Source organism: Streptosporangium fragile (assembly GCF_039534445.1).
Taxonomy (GTDB): domain Bacteria; phylum Actinomycetota; class Actinomycetes; order Streptosporangiales; family Streptosporangiaceae; genus Streptosporangium; species Streptosporangium fragile.
In genome coordinates, this window is the sequence record NZ_BAAAVI010000016.1 from 1 (window position 1) to 16,380 (window position 16,380).

Genomic DNA, 16,380 nt, shown 5'->3' on the forward strand with positions numbered 1-16,380 from the left:
GACCTGACGGCCGAGAACCAAGCGATCTAGCCTCCAACTTCGCCGGGGCGATCCAGGGAGGATCGGCTGGAAATAGACCTCAGCCGCATCCTTGCTCGTAGGATGGACGATCAGCCGCCACTCCCTCAGTTGGAACGCGGGCGCCGCCGTTACGGCGTAGAGGAAGACAAGGGCGAAGATCAACCTTGATCGCATGCGCGGTGAGTCTAAGGGAGTTCGCGACTTGGTTACGCGCCCTGGATCTTCGATCACCCTCGGCCACCGCAGACCTTGGCCACCTCGTGGCGATCGTAGGGCTGCATTGGGGCGGCGGCGCGACCAGAGGTCGGCGGGTGGCGTGGGTGCGGCGCGGCGGGCGTGCGGCGATGGCCCGGAGTCCTGCGCGCCGCCGGGACCGGCCCCCAGGCCGCATGCCCGGCCCGCGCCGGCAGGCGCAGGGCCGGGTACGGCGGCGCGGCGCGCCGCCATACCCACATGGCTCAACGCCGGCGTCCCGGCTCCCCAGGTGGCGGAGTGGGCGGGGCACAGCGTGGACGTACTCCTCCGCGTCTACGCCAAATGCATCGACGGCCAGGACGCCGACGCCAAGCGCCGCATCCTGGACGCGACCAGACCACCCACGATGACGGCCCCGGACGCCCCGGAAACTTCAGCACGTATTCAGCACGATCAGCCGTAGGGCACCGGTGCCAGCCGGACACGGCCGGACATGAACGAAGAGGGCCCCTCACCACGTTTCCGCTGGTGAGGGGCCCTCTTTGCTGCTGGTGGCAGGTCCAGGGTTCGAACCTGGGTAGGCTAAGCCGACGGTTTTACAGACCGCTCCCATTGACCGCTCGGGCAACCTGCCTTGTCTTCCGCTTGCGGCGGCGACAGGGAAAAGAATAGCGGACTTCCGGGCTTGACGTGACATCGGTGGAGGGCACCCCCCGATAGCCCGCTCTTTCTGGACTTTCACCCCTGGTCTCCACTCGCGTCGAGCTCGCCTGGGGCACCCGGCGCAGGGTGCGGACCGGGCCGGGACGCTTTCCGGATCTTGAACACCGCCGTTTCGATGATGACGGTGACCTTCATGATGGGCAGGCGGGTGAAACGCTAGGGTCGGCAGGAGAGCTAGGGAGGATAGTCGACGCATGGCCGACAGCAGTTTTGACATCGTCAGCAAGATCGACCACCAGGAGGCCGACAACGCGCTGAACCAGACGGTCAAGGAAGTCGGGCACCGATTCGACTTCAAGGGCACGGGTGCGAGCATCGCCTGGTCGGGCGGGAAGAAGGCCGTCGAGATCAGGGCCAACAGCAAGGAGCGCGCCGAGGCCGTCCTTGATGTCTTCAAGGAAAAGCTGATCAGGCGGGGGCTCTCGCTCAAGATCCTGGATGCAGGCGAGCCCAAGCTGTCCGGCAAGGAGTACCGTCTCATGATCACCCTCAAGGAGGGCATCGACCAGGAGAACGCCAAGAAGATTTCGAAGATCATTCGTGATGAGGGGCCCAAGGGCGTCAAGGCCCAGATCCAGGGTGAGGAACTGCGGGTGAGCTCGAAGAAGCGGGACGAGCTGCAGGAGGTCATCGCGCTCCTCAAGGGCAAGGACCTGGACATCGCCCTGCAGTTCACGAACTACCGCTAGCGAGCGGGCACTCAAGGCCCTGACATGGGGGTTCAGGGCCTTGCCCCCCCGGGAGGGCACATTCGGGGCACATGGCCGGGGCACGAGGTCGTCTTGTGTCCCGGCCGTCGGCGTCTCCGTCCCGGAAGAGCGCCGCCGCCGGAAAGGCTGTCACTGGCGGGAAGTCTTTGCGCTCTCGTCCTCGTCCCATCTGCGCCGGTCGATCGCGAGGCGACTCATCCCCTTGGTCACGCCGACGGCGCATCGGACCTCCTCCCGTTGGACGGTGACAGTACGCCGGGCGACCCCCTTGCACCCGGCCGCGTTCTCATCGGACGGGTCGACAGCGTGTGGCTGCGAGGAGCCGCAGGCCACGACTCCCCCGATGGCCGGCGGGTCGTCTTCGAGCGCCGCCGTGGCATAGCTGAACCTCCGCGGCAGGAGCGGGGCGCAGGGTTCTCCGCGGGGAGAGCTCATGTAGATCACCGATCGAGATGTGCCCACGCCGGAACGTTCACGCCGTACTTGACCGCACTAAATGTTCCGGTAAGGCAAGATCACCCCGAAGGTGATGTGATCATCAAGGTATGGGCATACTGTCCGTTACATGGGGAAAATTTACGATCGGCTCGACGACCGGTTGCGTAAGTTCATCCGAGCGCAGCCGATCTATTTCGTGGGAACCGCTCCCGAACAGGGCGGTCATGTCAACATCTCCCCCAAGGGGTACCCCGACACCTTCGCCGTTCTCGACGACACCACGGTCGCCTACCTGGACCTGGACGGCAGCGGAGTGGAAACGATCTCCCATCTCCGCCAGAACGGCCGCATCACGGTCATGTTCTGCGCCTTCACCGGACCACCCAAGATCCTCCGCCTGTACGGCACCGGCAGGGTCGTCGTCCCGGCGGACCCCGACTTCGCCGTACTGATCAAGAATTTCGGCCCGCACCCCGGTGTCAGGTCGATCATCGTCGTCGACTGTGACCGTATCTCCGACTCCTGCGGCTTCTCGGTGCCTTTCATGTCGTACGAGCAGGACCGGACACTGCTGGACGAGCGGGCGGGGCGCAAGGACGTCCAGCAGCAACGCGCCTACCGGGCGAAGAACAACCGCGAGAGCATCGACGGCATCCCCGGCCTGTCGGCCGAGGAGACCGACCCGGTGACTCAGCACTCCTGACGGGGATTCCCGAGAAGGAGCTTCCCGCCGGCCTCCGTTCGCGTCGGCGACAGGCACCAGGAAACCGAAGGGGGTCCCCTCGACGGCCTCCGCGGGTTCGTGCGTGCCGGCGAACGGAAGAGCGGGTGACGTGCGGCCCTCCGGCACGGTGGCCGGAGGGGCCATACCGGGTCACGATCCGAGCGGTCGCACGCGTAGGAGTACCAGGTCTGACCGGCCTTACCACCACGGCGAGTCGTACCGCGCCGGGTCCGCCGACCGTAGCCAGCCTGTTCGCCCCCATCCGAAGTGCTTTCTGCACTTTTTGCCTGCGGTGTGATGACACTCGCGGCAACATGGCCGGTCAGCGCAGTGGGAAGCGTACAGTAGCGCCTATGTAACGGACGCCCTCCTCGTATGTTCGGAATTCTGGGGGTCCTTCATGGGGTTGTTCCGCTACTTGAGCGTTTCCATCGTGGCGGTCATGACAGTGGGGGCGGGCGCGTCGGCGCAGGCGGAGGGCGGGGAGTCCCCGGTGCGGTACGCGGGGCTCGACAGGTGCGTATGCGCCCCGTGGAAGCTCTGGCTGCGCGGCGGTGACGTGGTCAGGCTCGGCGACGCCCGGGTGTTCTCCACCGGCAAGCAGCGGGCCCCGCTGGCCCTGTCGCCCGACGGAAGGCACGTCGCCTACTTCCACAAATCCACCGGAGCGCTGGTGGTGCGGGAGATGGCGACCGGTGAGGTACGCAGGGTGCCCGGCCTGGCATGGTCGCGCGACATGTACGCGGCGCGGCTCGACCTCGCCCCGGGCGGGCGCTACGTGGTGCTGGGCGTCGGGCGGGACAACCGCATCGTGGACGTGCACAGCGGCCGGGCCGCCGAGGTGCCGCCGGGGCTGCGGCCGTGGAGCTTCAGTCCTGACGCGCAGTTCGTCCTCGCGGTGGATGACGCGTTCCGGGCGGGGATCTACTCGGTAACGCCGTTCGCCGAGACAGGACGCGTTCCGGTGGGGGGCGCACTCAGCCCTCACGGCACGACCGTCGCCCACTTCACGGCGCGCGACTCGGCGATCGGCCTGTGGAACGTCGCAGCGGGCAGGACGGCCAGGCCCAAACCCATCCCGCTGCCCCGCGGGCAGACGCCGACCCGGTTGCGCTGGAGCGGCGACGGGCGCCTCGCCGTGCAAACGGTGACCCCCCGCAGGCTCAGAGCCGGCGGGGGTGCCCGTTACAGCTGGTACCGGGTCGATCCGGCGTCGGGCAGGACGGAACGGGTGAGCACCTTCGCCGTGCCCGGGTCCGTCCACAACCCCATCGTCACCGGCCTGGCTCCCTGACCCACACCCGGGTCCGTCCACAACCCCATCGTCACCGGCCTGGCTCCCTGACCCACACCCGGGTCCGTCCACAACCCCACCGCCACCGGTCCGGCTCCCCGGCCCGGCGTGTCGTCAGCCGGCGTCAGCCGACGACGTGCCGGGCCGGGTTGTTCTCGGCTCCGGTCCTTGGCCTCTTCGGGCCCCGGCTCCTCATCGAGGGGCCGCGGACCCTCGGTCTTCCGTTTCCGAGGATGACCGGGTCAGCGGCGGTAGCCGGCCATGCGCTCCAGGCGGGCGACCCGCTCCGCGGTGGACGGGTGGGTGGAGAAGAGCCGGCCGAGGCCCGCGCCGCGGAAGGGGTTGGCGATCATCAGGTGGGAGGCGGAGGCGATCCGGCCGTTCTCGGGGAGGGGCAACTGGCGGGTGCCCATCTCGATCTTTCTCAGGGCCGAGGCGAGGGCCAGTGGGTCACCCGTCAGCCGGGCTCCTGATTCGTCCGCCTGGTACTCCCGGGAGCGGGAGATGGCCATCTGGATCATTCCGGCCGCGACGGGGCCGAGCACGATCATGAGCAGGGCGCCGATGAAGCCGGGACCTTCGTCGTCGTCGCTGCCGCCGAAGAATATGCCCACGTAGCCGAGGTAAGTGATCATCGTGGCGAGCGCGCCCGCCACCGACGAGATCAGGATGTCGCGGTTGTAGACATGGGACAGCTCATGCCCGATGACCCCGCGCAGCTCACGCTCGTCGAGGATCTGGGTGATCCCGTAGGTCACGCACACCACCGCGTTGCGGGGGTTGCGCCCGGTTGCGAAGGCGTTGGGCTGCATGGTCGGCGAGACGTACAGCCGGGGCATGGGCTGGCGGGCGGCGGTGGAGAGCTCGCGTACGATCCGGTAGAGGGTCGGCTGTTCGACCTCGCCCACCGGCCGGGCTCGCATCGCGGACAGGGCGATGCGGTCGGAGAAGAAGTAGGCGACGCCGTTGGTCACCAGCGCGATCAGAACCGCGATCTGCACGCCGACGCCACCCCCGAGCCACGCCCCCACCGCGATGATCACCGCGGACAGTGCGCCCAGAAGGACCGCGGTACGCAGACCGTTGTGGTGCACTGCACCCCCCTTTCGGTTGATGCCGATTCACCCAGTGCAACGTCTTCGACCAGGGTGAGCGTTCCCGGGAACGCTCACCCTGAGCCGATGAGCCCGGCGGGGACGAGGTCGAGCACGAGTTGGGGTGCGCCGGAGAAGGCCACGACGGCGACCGCGGTCACCGCGATGGCCACGGCCGCAGGCACCCATCCGGGACGGCCACCGGCTCCGGGGACCGTCTCAGCCGCACCGCCCGCCGTCACCGGGGCCGGGGCCGGGGTGAAGATCAACACAGTCCAGGCGACGTAGTAGTAGAGGCCGATCACCGTGTTGACCGCCATCACCACGGCCAGCCAGCCGCCCCCGCCGTCGAGGATCTCCCGGAACACCACGATCTTGGCGAAGAGCCCCGCCAGCCCCGGTGGCAGTCCCGCGAGGCAGATCAGGGAGAAGGCCAGCGCCAGCCCGGCCGGCGGGCTGCGGAACACCAGTCCCCGGTAGTCGTCCAGTTCCCCCCGCTCCTGCCACCTCGACACCAGGGTGACCACCGCGAACGCCCCGAGGTTCATCGCCGCGTAGAAGACCAGGTAGGTGATCGACGCGTTCATGGCCTCGTCACTCCGGACACCGAGTGGGGCGAGAACGTAGCCCGACTGGGCGACCGAGGACCAGGCGAGCAGCCGCACGGCCTGGCGCTGCCGCAGGGCCAGGAGGTTGCCCGCGGTCATGGTGAGCGCGGCGATGATCGCGATCAACGGGAGCCAGGTTGCCGCCTGGCTCGCCAGGGCGGCGACCAGGACGAGGATCAGCCCGGCGAACCCGGCGGCCTTGGAGATGACGGAGAGCAGGGCCGCGACCGGGACGGGAACCCCCTGGTAGACGTCTCCCGCCCAGGAATGGAACGGCACTGCGGCGATCTTGAAGGCGAACCCGGCGAGGACCAGTACCACCGCCACGGTGACCACGGCGGACAGCGGATCGGCGGCCTCCGGCGTGGGGCCGTAGGTGGCGGCCCCTGTGGCGGCGAGGGCCTGGGGGCCGCCCGCCCGCAGGGCGGAGGCCATCCGGTCGAGATAGACGGTGCCCGTCGTTCCGTACAGCAGGGAGACTCCGAAGAGCGTCACCGCCGTGGAGACCACGGAGACCAGGAAGAGCTTGACCGCGGCCTCGGAGCTGCGGCCGTCGTAGCGTTTGAGCCCGGCGAGCGCGAACACCGGCAGCGAGACCAGTTCCAGCGCGACCACCAGCATGATCAGGTCGCGGGAGGCGGGCAGGGTGACGGCCCCCACGAGCGTGCAGAGCAGCAGGAAGTACCACTCCCCGACGGGGATGTCTCCCGAGGAGAGCCGCGCGGCCGAGAGCAGCACCACGACGACCCCCGCGGCCAGCGCGAGCCCCGCGAAGACCAGGGTGAAGTCGTCGACCACGAACGAGCACGGCGCGGCGGCGCCCGGCCCCGTCTCCGGGTCGGCGAGCAGCGGGGCGGTCCCGCCGGGCACGGCACCGGGAGCGTCGAGCAGCCCCTCGGGGACACAGAAGGTCTTCAGCGGGCCCGCGGCGCGCACGGCCTGGGAGACCACCACGGCCAGGGCACCGAGCGTCCCGGCCAGCGTGACGGCACCAAGCGCCGGCCGGACGTACGGCTTGCGGGGCAGGAAAGCGTCCAGGAGTAGTACGAGGCCCGCGGTGAGGGCGAGGATCAGCGGCGGCGCGACCGCGTAGTAGTCGATCGACTGGATCACGGCGCCCCCAGAAGGGTCCGGACCGCCGGATCGGTGACGAGCAGGAGCGTTTTCGGCCAGAGGCCGAACAGCAGGATCAGCCCCGCCAGTGGAACCCAGGCGGCCAGCTCGTGGCCCATGACGTCGGGCATGCGCGCCCGGCCCGCCCGCACCGGCCCGAAGGTGCTCCCCGGTACTCCCGGGGAATCGGCTCCCCCGCCCTCACCGGGCGGGGGCGGGTACTCCCTACCGGGAGACTCCCCACCGGGAGACTCCCCACCGGCCGGGAAACGGCCCTCATCGCTCGCACCGGCCGGGGAGGTGCCGGCTTTCGAGGAGGGGCCGGCACCCGCGGCGGCGAGGACCGGGGCGTACACGGTTTCGGTGGGGCGACCGTGAGTGACACGGGAGAGCATGAGCAGGAAGTAGGCGGCGGTCAGCACGGCGCCGAGACCTCCCAGCGCCATGAAGACCAGATAGAGCGGGCGGGACAAGGCCCCGGCCGGTTGGAAAGCGCCGAGGAGGGCGAGCATCTCACCCCAGAAACCCGCCAGTCCGGGTAGCCCGAGCGAGGCGACGCAGGCGAAGGTGAGCAGAGAGCCCAGGCGGGGCAGGCGCACCAGCATGCCGCCACCCAGCGCGGGCATGTCAGAGGTGCCGTAGCGCTCCTTGACCGCCCCGGCGATGAAGAACAGCAGGGCCGTGATCAGGCCGTGGGCGATGTTGCCGAACAGGGCGGCGTTGAAACCGACCGGGGTGAGGGTGGCGAGGCCCAGGAGCACGAAACCCATGTGGCCGACCGAGGAATAGGCGATCATCCTCTTCAGGTCGCGCTGCGCGAGGCAGGCCAGCGAGCCGTAGACGATGCCGATCACCGCGAAGGCCCCGAGCCAGGGTGCCGCCGCGGCGGCGCCCTCGGGCAGGACGGGAATCGCGATACGGGCGAAGCCGTACGTGCCCATCTTGAGCAGCACTCCCGCCAGGAGCACCGAACCGACGGTCGGCGCCTCGGTGTGGGCATCGGGCAGCCACGTGTGCAGCGGCCACATCGGGGTCTTGACCGCGAAGCCGACGGCGACGGCCAGGAAGGCGACGATCTGCACCAGAGGGGACATGCCCGCGCCCTGGGCCCGCGCGAGGGCGACCATGTCCAGCGTGCCGGTCTGCGCCCAGATGAGCAACAGGCCGAGCAGGAGGACGACGGAGCCGAGCAGCGTGTAGAGGATGAACTTGATCGCCGCCGCCCGCCGGCCCCGGCCGCCCCAGACGGCGATCACGAAGTACATGGGGATGAGAACGACCTCGAAGAACACGAAGAACAGCAGCAGGTCCAGGGCGAGGAACGTGCCGATCATGCCGACTTCGAGGACGAGCAGCGTGAACACCAGCGCCCGGGGGCGGTCGCCGCCGGCTCCCGGCCGCAGCAGCTGCCCGGGGCCGTCGGCCCGGCCCCAGCACAGGTAGACGAAGCAGAGGAAGGTCAGCAACGTGGTCAGCACGACCAGGGGCAGTGAGACCCCGTCGACCCCCAGGTGGAACCTGACGTCGAGCCCGGGGATCCAGGCCAGGTCGGTCGAGAATTGCACCCGGGCGGGATCGCCGTAGTCGAACGCGACGGCCGGCAACAGTGACAGAACGAAGGTGACCCCGGAGACAGCCAGGCCGTACACGCGGAGCCGCCGTCCCCTGACCGCGGCGTCCGCCCTGGAGGGCGCGAGCATGGCGGCGGCGCCGACGAGCGGGACGGCGAGGAGCGCGATCAACACCCAGCTCATGACGCGCCCACCCCGCTGGGAATCACGGGGCGACGACGGCGCCCCGGCCACTCGGCGCGACCAGGATCGGGGGCGAGGACGGCACCGGGAGCGCAACCCAGGCCCGGTGCGGGGACAGCACCAGGAGCGCAACCCAGGCCCGGTGCGGGAACGGCACCGGCGGCACGGACACCACGGACGGCGCCGGGAGCGCGACCGACGGCGGCGTGGAACTCGGCAACGACCTGGGGCTCTATGGCACCGTGGAGCCCCACGGCGGCCCGGGGCTCCGCAGCCCGGGGCTCCGCGGCGGACCGGGTCCCGACGAGGACGCGGATCTCGACGGCGGCCCGGGTCCCGACGAGGACGCGGGGCTCCGCGGCGGACCGAGTCCCGACGGAGGCGTGGATCTCGACGAGGGCGTGGGGCTCGACAAGGGGCGTCGCGAGAGTCATCGGCGCATCACCGCCGGTCAGGCAGGGAGAGTCACGATGGTGGCCACGGTCCCCCCGGTGGGGCAGAGAGGTCATCCGAACATCACCGCCCCGACCGCGAGCAGGAGGACACCGGCCAGCAGGCCAGTGATGTAGAGCTGGGCGTTGCCATTCTGCGCCAGGCGGACCAGCCCCGCCAGGTCCAGGGTGACCCGGCCGGAGCCGCGCACCGCGCCGTCCACCACCCGGCGGTCGGCGCGGGCGACGAGGTGGGCGAGGCCCAGCGCGGGCCGGACGAAGAGCATGCCGTACACCGAGTCGACGTAGAAGGCCCGCTCGCAGGGCACGCGGAAGGGGCCGAGCGCGCGGGCCGGGTCGGTCAGGGGATCGGAGCGCCACACGCCGTAGACCGCGCCTGCGCCCAGCAGCGCCACCGCGACGCTGAGCGCGGCGGTGTCCCAGTGGATCTCGGCGACACCGGCGAAGCCCAGCAGCAGGGCGGGAACGGCGAGGACCACGATCGGCCACCGCATGGTGGGCGGTGCCTCGTGGGCGGCGTGGGCTACGCCGGATGCGGTCTCGGGCGAGGGGACGGCGGCGTGGGCCGTACCGGATGCGGTCTCGGGTGAGGGGACGGCGCGGCGGGCGCCGAAGAAGGTGCGCAGCCACGCCCGAGTGGCGTAGGCGCCGGTGACGGCGACCGTGGCCAGAGCACACCCGTAGAGCAGGAGGGCGGCCGCGTCGGTGAGAGGCCCGGCGGATATGGACCGCTCGATGGCCACCAGCACCTTGTCCTTGCTGAAGAAGCCGCTGGCCGGGGGGAGGCCGATCAGGGCGGCGAAGCCGACCGTCATCGTGACGAAGGTGACGGGCAACTCCCTGCGGAGGCCTCCCATCCCGCTCATCAGGTTGGAGCCGACCGCGTGGATGACCGCCCCGGCGCACAGGAAGAGCAGTGCCTTGAAGGCGCCGTGGGTGATCAGGTGGAAGATCGCGGAGCTTCGGGATCCGGCGGCCAGCGCGCCGGCCATGTAGGCGAGCTGGCTGATCGTGGAGTAGGCGAGGACGCGCTTGAGGTCGTCCTGCGCGAGGGCGGCGAGGGCGGCGCCGAGCATGCCCAGCGCGGCGAGGACCGCGAGCACGTCCAGGGTGGGGCCCGCGCCGAGGAAGACCGGGTAGAGCCGGGCGATGATGAAGATGCCGGCGGCCACCATGGTGGCGGCGTGGATGAGGGCGCTGATCGGGGTCGGTCCGGCCATCGCGTCGGGGAGCCAGACGTGCAGCGGTACTTGGGCGCTCTTCCCGGCGACCCCGGCGAGCAGCAGCATGGTCGCGGCGACGAGCGTGCCGGAGGACATCTCGGGGACGCCTGCGACGACATCCGCGATCTTGAAGCTGCCGGCCTCGGTGCCGAGGACGAAGATGCCGAAGAGGAAGCCGACGTCACCGATCCGGGTGACGAGGAATGCCTTGATCGCCGCCCGCGAGTTGGCCCGGTCTTCCCACCAGTGGCCGACCAGGAGGTAGGAGCACAGGCCCATGATCTCCCAGCCGACGTAGAGGACCATGAGGTCCGCCGCGTAGACGACCAGGAGCATGGCGCTGGTGAACAGGCTGACGAAGGAGCTGTACGACGGGTAGCGGCGGTCGTCGGCCAGGTAGCCGACGGAGTAGATCTGCACGGCCAGCGCGACGACGGTGACCAGCACGGCGACCGACGCGGCGAGACCGTCGACGAGCAGGCCGACCGAGATCGGCACCGAGCCCGTCGGGATGACGGCGAGCGTCGCGGTGACCCCGTCGACCGTTCCCTGGACCGCGCCCCGGTCGTCTGGGGCCGGGGCGACCGGGGTGCCTCCGCCGGTGCGGACGCCGGTCCAGGTGGCGTAGGCCAGCCAGAGCGTGAGGACGGTGGAGGTCGCGGTGGGCACGACTGCGATCCAGGCGGCCCGGCGGTTCGCGGCGGTGTCGGCGGCTCCTCCTCGCCGGCCCCCGGGGAGACGGGAGCCCAGAAGCCCGGCGGCGGCCGCGAGGAACGGCAGGAGAATCGCGAGCGCGGCAGTAACGATCATGATGTCTCACCCGGCCCGGCGTCCGGCCGGACTCCGGCTCGGCTCTGGGGATGGGGCGACTGGGCCTCGGATCGGGGATCGGCCTGCGGGAGAGGCCCGGGACGGGATCGGATCCCGGCCGAAGACCCGGTTTCGGCCGAGGATCGGGTCTCGGCCGGTGAGGCGGGAACTGCGGCGGCACCGGCGGGCTCCCCGTCCGGGTCGGTGCCGGTGGGCTCGGCGAGAGAGCGGAGGCGGTCGAGGTCGACGGTGCGGCGGTTGCGGTAGAGCGCAAGGATGATCGCCAGGCCGAGACCGACCTCGGCGGCGGCGATCACTATGACGAAGAGCGTGAGGACCTGACCGCTGTGCAGGCGGTCACGCAGCCACACGTCGAACGCGACCAGGTTGAGGTTGACGGCGTTGAGCATGAGCTCGACGGACATCAGGACGAGGATCGTGTTGCGACGGGCGAGCACGCCGTACACGCCGATGGAGAACAGCAGCGCCGAGACGACCGCGGGATAGACGATGTGCACGTCAGTCCCTCCCGCGGATGTCGGTGCGGGACAGGACGATGGCACCGATCAGGGCTGCCAGCAGGAGGACGGAGAGCGCCTCGAACGGGAGCACCCAGTTGCGGAAGATGCTGGAGCCCAGCTCCTTGGCGGCGCCGCCTCCCGGCTCAAGAGGGGCGTAGGCCATGCGGAAGCCGTCGACGACGACGGTGACCAGCACCGCCGCGGTGGCGATCGCGACGACCGCGGCGACCGGACGGTTACGGCTGTCGAGATCGGCGGCCCTGCCGATGGGGGCGCGAGTGAGCATGATGCCGAACAGCAGCAGGACCACGATCGCGCCGACGTAGATCAGCACCTGGACCCAGGCGACGAACTCGGCCGTGAGAATCAGATAGCACCCGGCGAGCGCGCCGAAACAGACGATCAGCCACAGGGCCGCGTGGACGAGCTGCCGAGTGGTCACGACGAGCAGTGCCGACCCGACGGCCACCGCGCCCAGGAGAAGGAAAATGATCTCCTGCCCGGTCGGTGACAGATAGGACGGCACCTCGGTCACGGCTCCTCCTCACGCTCTCCGTTCGGGTCCGTGTGAGAAGTCTGCTCCGGTGTGCCCGCTGCCGGGGGCACGCCACCCTTACCTGTGGATAACTTCTCGGTAGATGGCTCACCTGTGGACGGTCCGGTCCCGGGCGGGGTGCCCGGGGCGGGGGTGTCCTTCTTGGGAAGCGCGCCCGGGGGGCGAATGGCACGGACGTTCGCGTGCCCGGCAGACGCCCTTCGCGTGGGGCGGGCGGGTCTCGCGGGCGAGGCGGGGGAAGTGGGGGAAGTGGGCGGGGCGGGCGTCCCGGACACGCTCGGCACACCCGACGTACCGGACACGTCGGGCGTACCCGACACACTCGCCGTACCCGATGTACCAGATGTACCGGACGCGTCGGGCGTATCCGACGCGCTCGGCATACCCGGCGTCCCGGACGCGCTCGACGCGCCGGACGCGCCGGGGCCACCGCCGTCTCCGGCCGCCGAGCTCGCCGGGCGCGAAAGGTCTGGAAGGTCTGGAAGGCCCGGAAGGTCGTCCCGCCTGTCCGCGTCAGCCGGACTCCCGCCGTTCTTCGCGCGGGCCGGACTGTCCGGGCTCCCCGGGCTCCCCGGGCCCTGCGGGCCTCCCGGACCGCCCTGCCCCCGCGGGGCGCCGGCCGTCTGCCGGCTCGCGGCGGCGCCCGGCTCGGCCGGGCCGGCGGATCCGGCCTGACCGGGAACGGAGGACGGCTCCGCGGCACCGGACACGGCGGGAGAAGCCCCCGCGGGAGACGCACCGGAAGGACCGGGGTCGGCGGGAAGCGCACCGGAGGCGCCGGGCCCGGCGGGAGGTGTGCCCGGGGTGGCGGGCCGTGCGGGAGCCCGGCCAGGGGCGTCAGGGCCGGGGCCGGGAGGTGCGGCGGGCCTGCGGGCCGAGGTGGGAGGACCGCCCGGGGACGAGGGGGTGGGCCGCGCGGGGCGGGAGGCGGCCGCGAGTTCCTTCGGCGGATCGGCGTTGGGCTCGTGAGCCGGCGGCGGGGGGACGGTCTGCACCCACGCGGCCAGCTTGTCCTTCTCGTGCAGGAGGTTACGGATGTCGCCCTCGGCGTACTCGAACTCCGGAGACCAGAACAGCGCGTCGAAGGGGCAGACCTCGATGCAGATGCCGCAGTACATGCACAGGGAGAAGTCGATCGCGAAGCGGTCGAGCACGTTGCGGGCGCGGGGACGGCCACCTTCGGGGGCGGGGAGGGTCTCCTTGTGGGAGTCAATGTAGATGCACCAGTCGGGGCACTCTCGGGCACAGAGCATGCACACCGTGCAGTTCTCCTCGACCAGCGCGATCACCCCCCGGCTCCGCGGGGGAAGCTCCGGCTGGACCTCGGGGTACTGCTGAGTCACCGACCTGCTCAGCATGTGGCGAAGGGTGACGGAGAGCCCCTTCACCAATCCCACTCCTGGTATCCGCGCCACAACTCAACATCATGACGCACGGCGAGGCGCTCGTGAATGCGCCGGTCCCCGGTTGGGGCTCCTGGAGCGTCTGGGGAAGAGGTGGCGGCGGAGAGTCCGTCCACAGAGGGCACCCGGTTATCCACAGCGGTTATCCACAGTCTGTGTGTTCGAGTACCGGCACCCAACCGCCGGATCGATGCCCAAGGGGACTGCAAGAAGCAAGAAATAAACGTATTGTTCGCGACATGTCCCACCAGTACGGGCCGACCTGGCACCCGCAGCAACCTCCGCGATCCAACACGGCGTGGAGCGTGGTGTGGACGCTGGTTCCCCTCTTCACCTGCGGTGTCGGCACGCCGTTCATCATCGGTCACGCCGCGCGCCGGCTCCGGAGTCCGGGACTGGCATTCGCCACCGTCCTGTACACCGCCGGTATCGGCATCTTCATGGTCGGCGCCATGGTCTACGGCAGCTCCGACCTGATTCCGGTCTGGCTCGACACCCTGGGGACGATCGGACTTCTCGGCAGCTGGCTGGGCGGTTTCGGCCACGCGTTGATCATCAGGGGTTCGGTGTTCCGGGAGCCGTCCCACGCCCGGGGGCCGATCCCGGGCCCGGTGCACGTTTCGCCCCAGGTGGCGCCCCACTCGGCCGCGCCGACCGTGATCTCGGCCATGCACGCACCGGCGCAGCACCGGCCTCCGCAGCCCTACGACAACCGTCCTCCCGCGCCCGTACAGCACAGCGGTCCCCATCATGTCCCGCACCAGAGTGCCCCGCCGCCCTACACCCCCCCGTCCCCGTACAACACCCCGTACAACACGCAGCCCCCGTACAACACCCAGGGCCACCACCTCCAGGGCCCGCCGACGCTGGGACAGCACGGACATGCCCCGGCCCCGCAGGCCCGGGTCCCACAGGGCTGGCTGGGGCCGTACCGGCTGATCGGCGACCTCGGCAAGGGCGGTCAGGGAACGGTCCACCTGGCGCTCACCCCACAGGGGCAGAAGGTGGCGATCAAGGTGTTGCACGAGCACCTGACCGGTGACCAGGCGGTCCGGGAGCGGTTCCTGCGGGAGGTCGAGGCGACGCGCAAGGTGGCGACGTTCTCCACGGCCCGGGTGCTGGACGTGAACATCACCGATGACTATGCGTACATCGTCAGCGAGTACGTGGACGGCGTCTCCCTGGAGCGACTGGTCCGGGACAAGGGGCCCCGCGACGAGGACGGGCTGACCCGGCTGGCCCTGGCCACGGCGGGCGCGCTGGCCGCGATCCACCGGGCCGGCGTGGTGCACCGGGACTTCAAGCCGGCCAACGTGCTGATCGGCGCCGACGGTCCCCGCGTGATCGACTTCGGCATCGCCCGCGCCTTCGACCAGGGCACCGCGACGGCGAGCATCATGGGCACCCCTGCCTACATGTCCCCCGAGCAGCTCGCCGGGGGCACGGTCGGCCCGGAGACGGACGTGTTCAGCTGGGCCGCCACCATGATCTTCGCCGCCTCCGGTCGCGCGGCCTTCGGCGAGGACACCATCCCGGCGATCCTGAACCGGGTGATCAACCACCAGCCGGACCTGTCGGCCCTGCCCCCGTCGCTGCGCCCGTTGGCAGCCGCCTGCCTGGACAAGCAGCCGGCCAACCGGCCCACGGCCGCCGACATCATGCTCCGGATCGTGAACTGAGGTCCGAGACCTCAGGGAACCGCGTCCTCCACCCGGGTCGTGAGGGCGAGATACTCCTCGCGGGTCAGCGAGTGGGTCTCCAGCCGCAGACCGTTGCGGGCGGCGAAGCCGGCGACCTCCTCGGGATCCCACGGTCCGGGCAGGTGGAGCAGCCCGCCGCCCACCACCAGGCCCCTGACCCCGGACTCCGCCGAGTACAGCAGCAGCTCGGACGCCCTGAGCTCGCGGGTCCTGCGCGCGGTCTCCAGCAGCAGGCGGCCGTGGACGACCAGCAGCCGGCAGTGCGGCTCGCCCTCGCGCCGGAGCTCCCGTCCCTGGGCGCTCTGGTTGCGGGTCCTGCGCCTGCCGATCCCGGCCAGTACGGCGGCGCCGACGGCCGTCACCCCGGCCAGCACCAGGGCGGCGATCCCGAGCGGGCCCATCCAGCGGGTGACGGCGTCGGGGTCGGTCATGGTGAGGACGACGAGCACCGCGAAGACCGCCCCGTAGACGAGCACCGCCCACATGAGGATGTACAGCAACTGCTCCCGCCACCACACCTTGGGCGAGCCCGCGGGCGGCCGGAGGCTCCGCACCCCGGGCACGCGCAGGCGCGGCAGCGGGGCGGGCGCACCGCGCCAGGTCACCGCCTGCCAGCTCGGCGATCTGCGGGCCAGCGCGATCCTGGCCCCCTGGGGCGTGTCGAAGGCGCGGAACTCGAACTCCAGCCCGCTCTCCTCCGCGAACGACTCGACCGCCCGGCGCGAGCGCGACCCCGGCGCCTCCAGCATCACCAGGCCGGACTCGTCGAGCACCGCGAGGCCGTACCTCATCCTGCCCCGGCCGGGGTAGCCGAAGATCAACAGTTTGCTCGCCCGTCCCTCCCCGACGAGCGGCAGGCGCACCGGCGGGTGCTCCGGCACGTCGACGATCAGCTTGTCCTTCTCCACGGCGAGCGCGAGGGTCATCTTCCGTCCTTGGCGCAGGTGGTGTCACGGGGTGTATTCCCCCTACCTGCCCAGCGTGCGCACTTCGAACGTCACAGCATCGGCACAGCGCGCCGACGGCCCGGGGGCACCCGCG

The 16,380-nt window shown here is 70.7% G+C and carries 13 protein-coding genes, 1 tRNA gene and 1 pseudogene; 5 read left to right on the top strand and 10 right to left on the bottom strand.

Annotated features, from left to right (window positions below; translation table 11 throughout):
* Positions 1-529 precede the first annotated feature (529 nt).
* Positions 530-679 (top strand): hypothetical protein, encoded by a 150-nt coding sequence (locus ABD841_RS12860; RefSeq protein ID WP_344970950.1) that lies wholly within the window; start codon positions 530-532, stop codon positions 677-679.
* An 86-nt stretch (positions 680-765) separates the two neighbouring features.
* On the opposite strand, the gene ABD841_RS12865 is transcribed toward ABD841_RS12860, so the two are convergent.
* Positions 766-850: transfer RNA gene (locus tag ABD841_RS12865), tRNA-Tyr, on the bottom strand.
* Between the two features lie 283 nt (positions 851-1,133).
* Between ABD841_RS12865 and ABD841_RS12870 the strand changes: the two genes are divergently transcribed.
* From ABD841_RS12870 to ABD841_RS12880, 3 genes are all read left to right on the top strand, one after another.
* Positions 1,134-1,628 carry a YajQ family cyclic di-GMP-binding protein gene (locus ABD841_RS12870; protein WP_344970953.1) on the top strand — a complete coding sequence of 165 codons (495 nt, stop codon included), beginning with the start codon at positions 1,134-1,136 and terminating at the stop codon, positions 1,626-1,628.
* 586 nt (positions 1,629-2,214) lie between these two features.
* Positions 2,215-2,790, top strand: a complete 576-nt coding sequence (locus ABD841_RS12875) for a pyridoxamine 5'-phosphate oxidase family protein (RefSeq protein ID WP_344970955.1) — start codon at positions 2,215-2,217, stop codon at positions 2,788-2,790.
* Between the two features lie 463 nt (positions 2,791-3,253).
* A complete protein-coding gene (locus tag ABD841_RS12880) occupies positions 3,254-4,105 on the top strand; it encodes a TolB family protein (protein ID WP_344970957.1) in 852 nt (283 codons plus the stop codon).
* Positions 4,106-4,347: 242 nt separating this feature from the next.
* Here ABD841_RS12880 and htpX read toward each other — a convergent pair whose 3' ends face one another.
* From htpX to ABD841_RS12920, 8 genes and pseudogenes are all read right to left on the bottom strand, one after another.
* Entirely contained in the window at positions 4,348-5,199 is an 852-nt protein-coding gene (htpX, locus tag ABD841_RS12885; protein WP_344970959.1) for a zinc metalloprotease HtpX, read from the bottom strand.
* 74 nt (positions 5,200-5,273) lie between these two features.
* The gene (locus ABD841_RS12890) at positions 5,274-6,920 is read right to left on the bottom strand and encodes an NADH-quinone oxidoreductase subunit N (protein WP_344970961.1); all 1,647 of its coding nucleotides are present in this window, start codon (positions 6,918-6,920) and stop codon (positions 5,274-5,276) included.
* Positions 6,917-8,674: a complex I subunit 4 family protein gene (locus ABD841_RS12895; RefSeq protein ID WP_344970963.1), complete on the bottom strand. Its 1,758-nt coding sequence runs from the start codon at positions 8,672-8,674 to the stop codon at positions 6,917-6,919. Before ABD841_RS12895 ends, ABD841_RS12890 begins: the two co-directional genes overlap by 4 nt.
* Before the next feature lie 22 nt (positions 8,675-8,696).
* The gene (locus ABD841_RS12900; protein WP_344970965.1) at positions 8,697-8,894 is read right to left on the bottom strand and encodes a hypothetical protein; all 198 of its coding nucleotides are present in this window, start codon (positions 8,892-8,894) and stop codon (positions 8,697-8,699) included.
* 285 nt (positions 8,895-9,179) lie between these two features.
* Positions 9,180-11,159 carry an NADH-quinone oxidoreductase subunit 5 family protein gene (locus tag ABD841_RS12905; RefSeq protein ID WP_344970967.1) on the bottom strand — a complete coding sequence of 660 codons (1,980 nt, stop codon included), beginning with the start codon at positions 11,157-11,159 and terminating at the stop codon, positions 9,180-9,182.
* Between the two features lie 236 nt (positions 11,160-11,395).
* Positions 11,396-11,677: pseudogene (gene nuoK, locus ABD841_RS12910) on the bottom strand (NADH-quinone oxidoreductase subunit NuoK); the annotation flags it as partial.
* A 1-nt stretch (position 11,678) separates the two neighbouring features.
* A complete protein-coding gene (locus ABD841_RS12915; RefSeq protein WP_344970969.1) occupies positions 11,679-12,215 on the bottom strand; it encodes an NADH-quinone oxidoreductase subunit J family protein in 537 nt (178 codons plus the stop codon).
* Positions 12,212-13,594: a NuoI/complex I 23 kDa subunit family protein gene (locus tag ABD841_RS12920; protein ID WP_344970970.1), complete on the bottom strand. Its 1,383-nt coding sequence runs from the start codon at positions 13,592-13,594 to the stop codon at positions 12,212-12,214. The genes ABD841_RS12915 and ABD841_RS12920 overlap by 4 nt, the downstream gene beginning before the upstream one ends.
* 284 nt (positions 13,595-13,878) lie before the next feature.
* Between ABD841_RS12920 and ABD841_RS12925 the strand changes: the two genes are divergently transcribed.
* Entirely contained in the window at positions 13,879-15,318 is a 1,440-nt protein-coding gene (locus tag ABD841_RS12925) for a serine/threonine-protein kinase (RefSeq protein WP_344970972.1), read from the top strand.
* An 11-nt stretch (positions 15,319-15,329) separates the two neighbouring features.
* Here ABD841_RS12925 and ABD841_RS12930 read toward each other — a convergent pair whose 3' ends face one another.
* Entirely contained in the window at positions 15,330-16,265 is a 936-nt protein-coding gene (locus ABD841_RS12930; RefSeq protein ID WP_344970974.1) for a hypothetical protein, read from the bottom strand.
* Positions 16,266-16,380 lie beyond the last annotated feature (115 nt).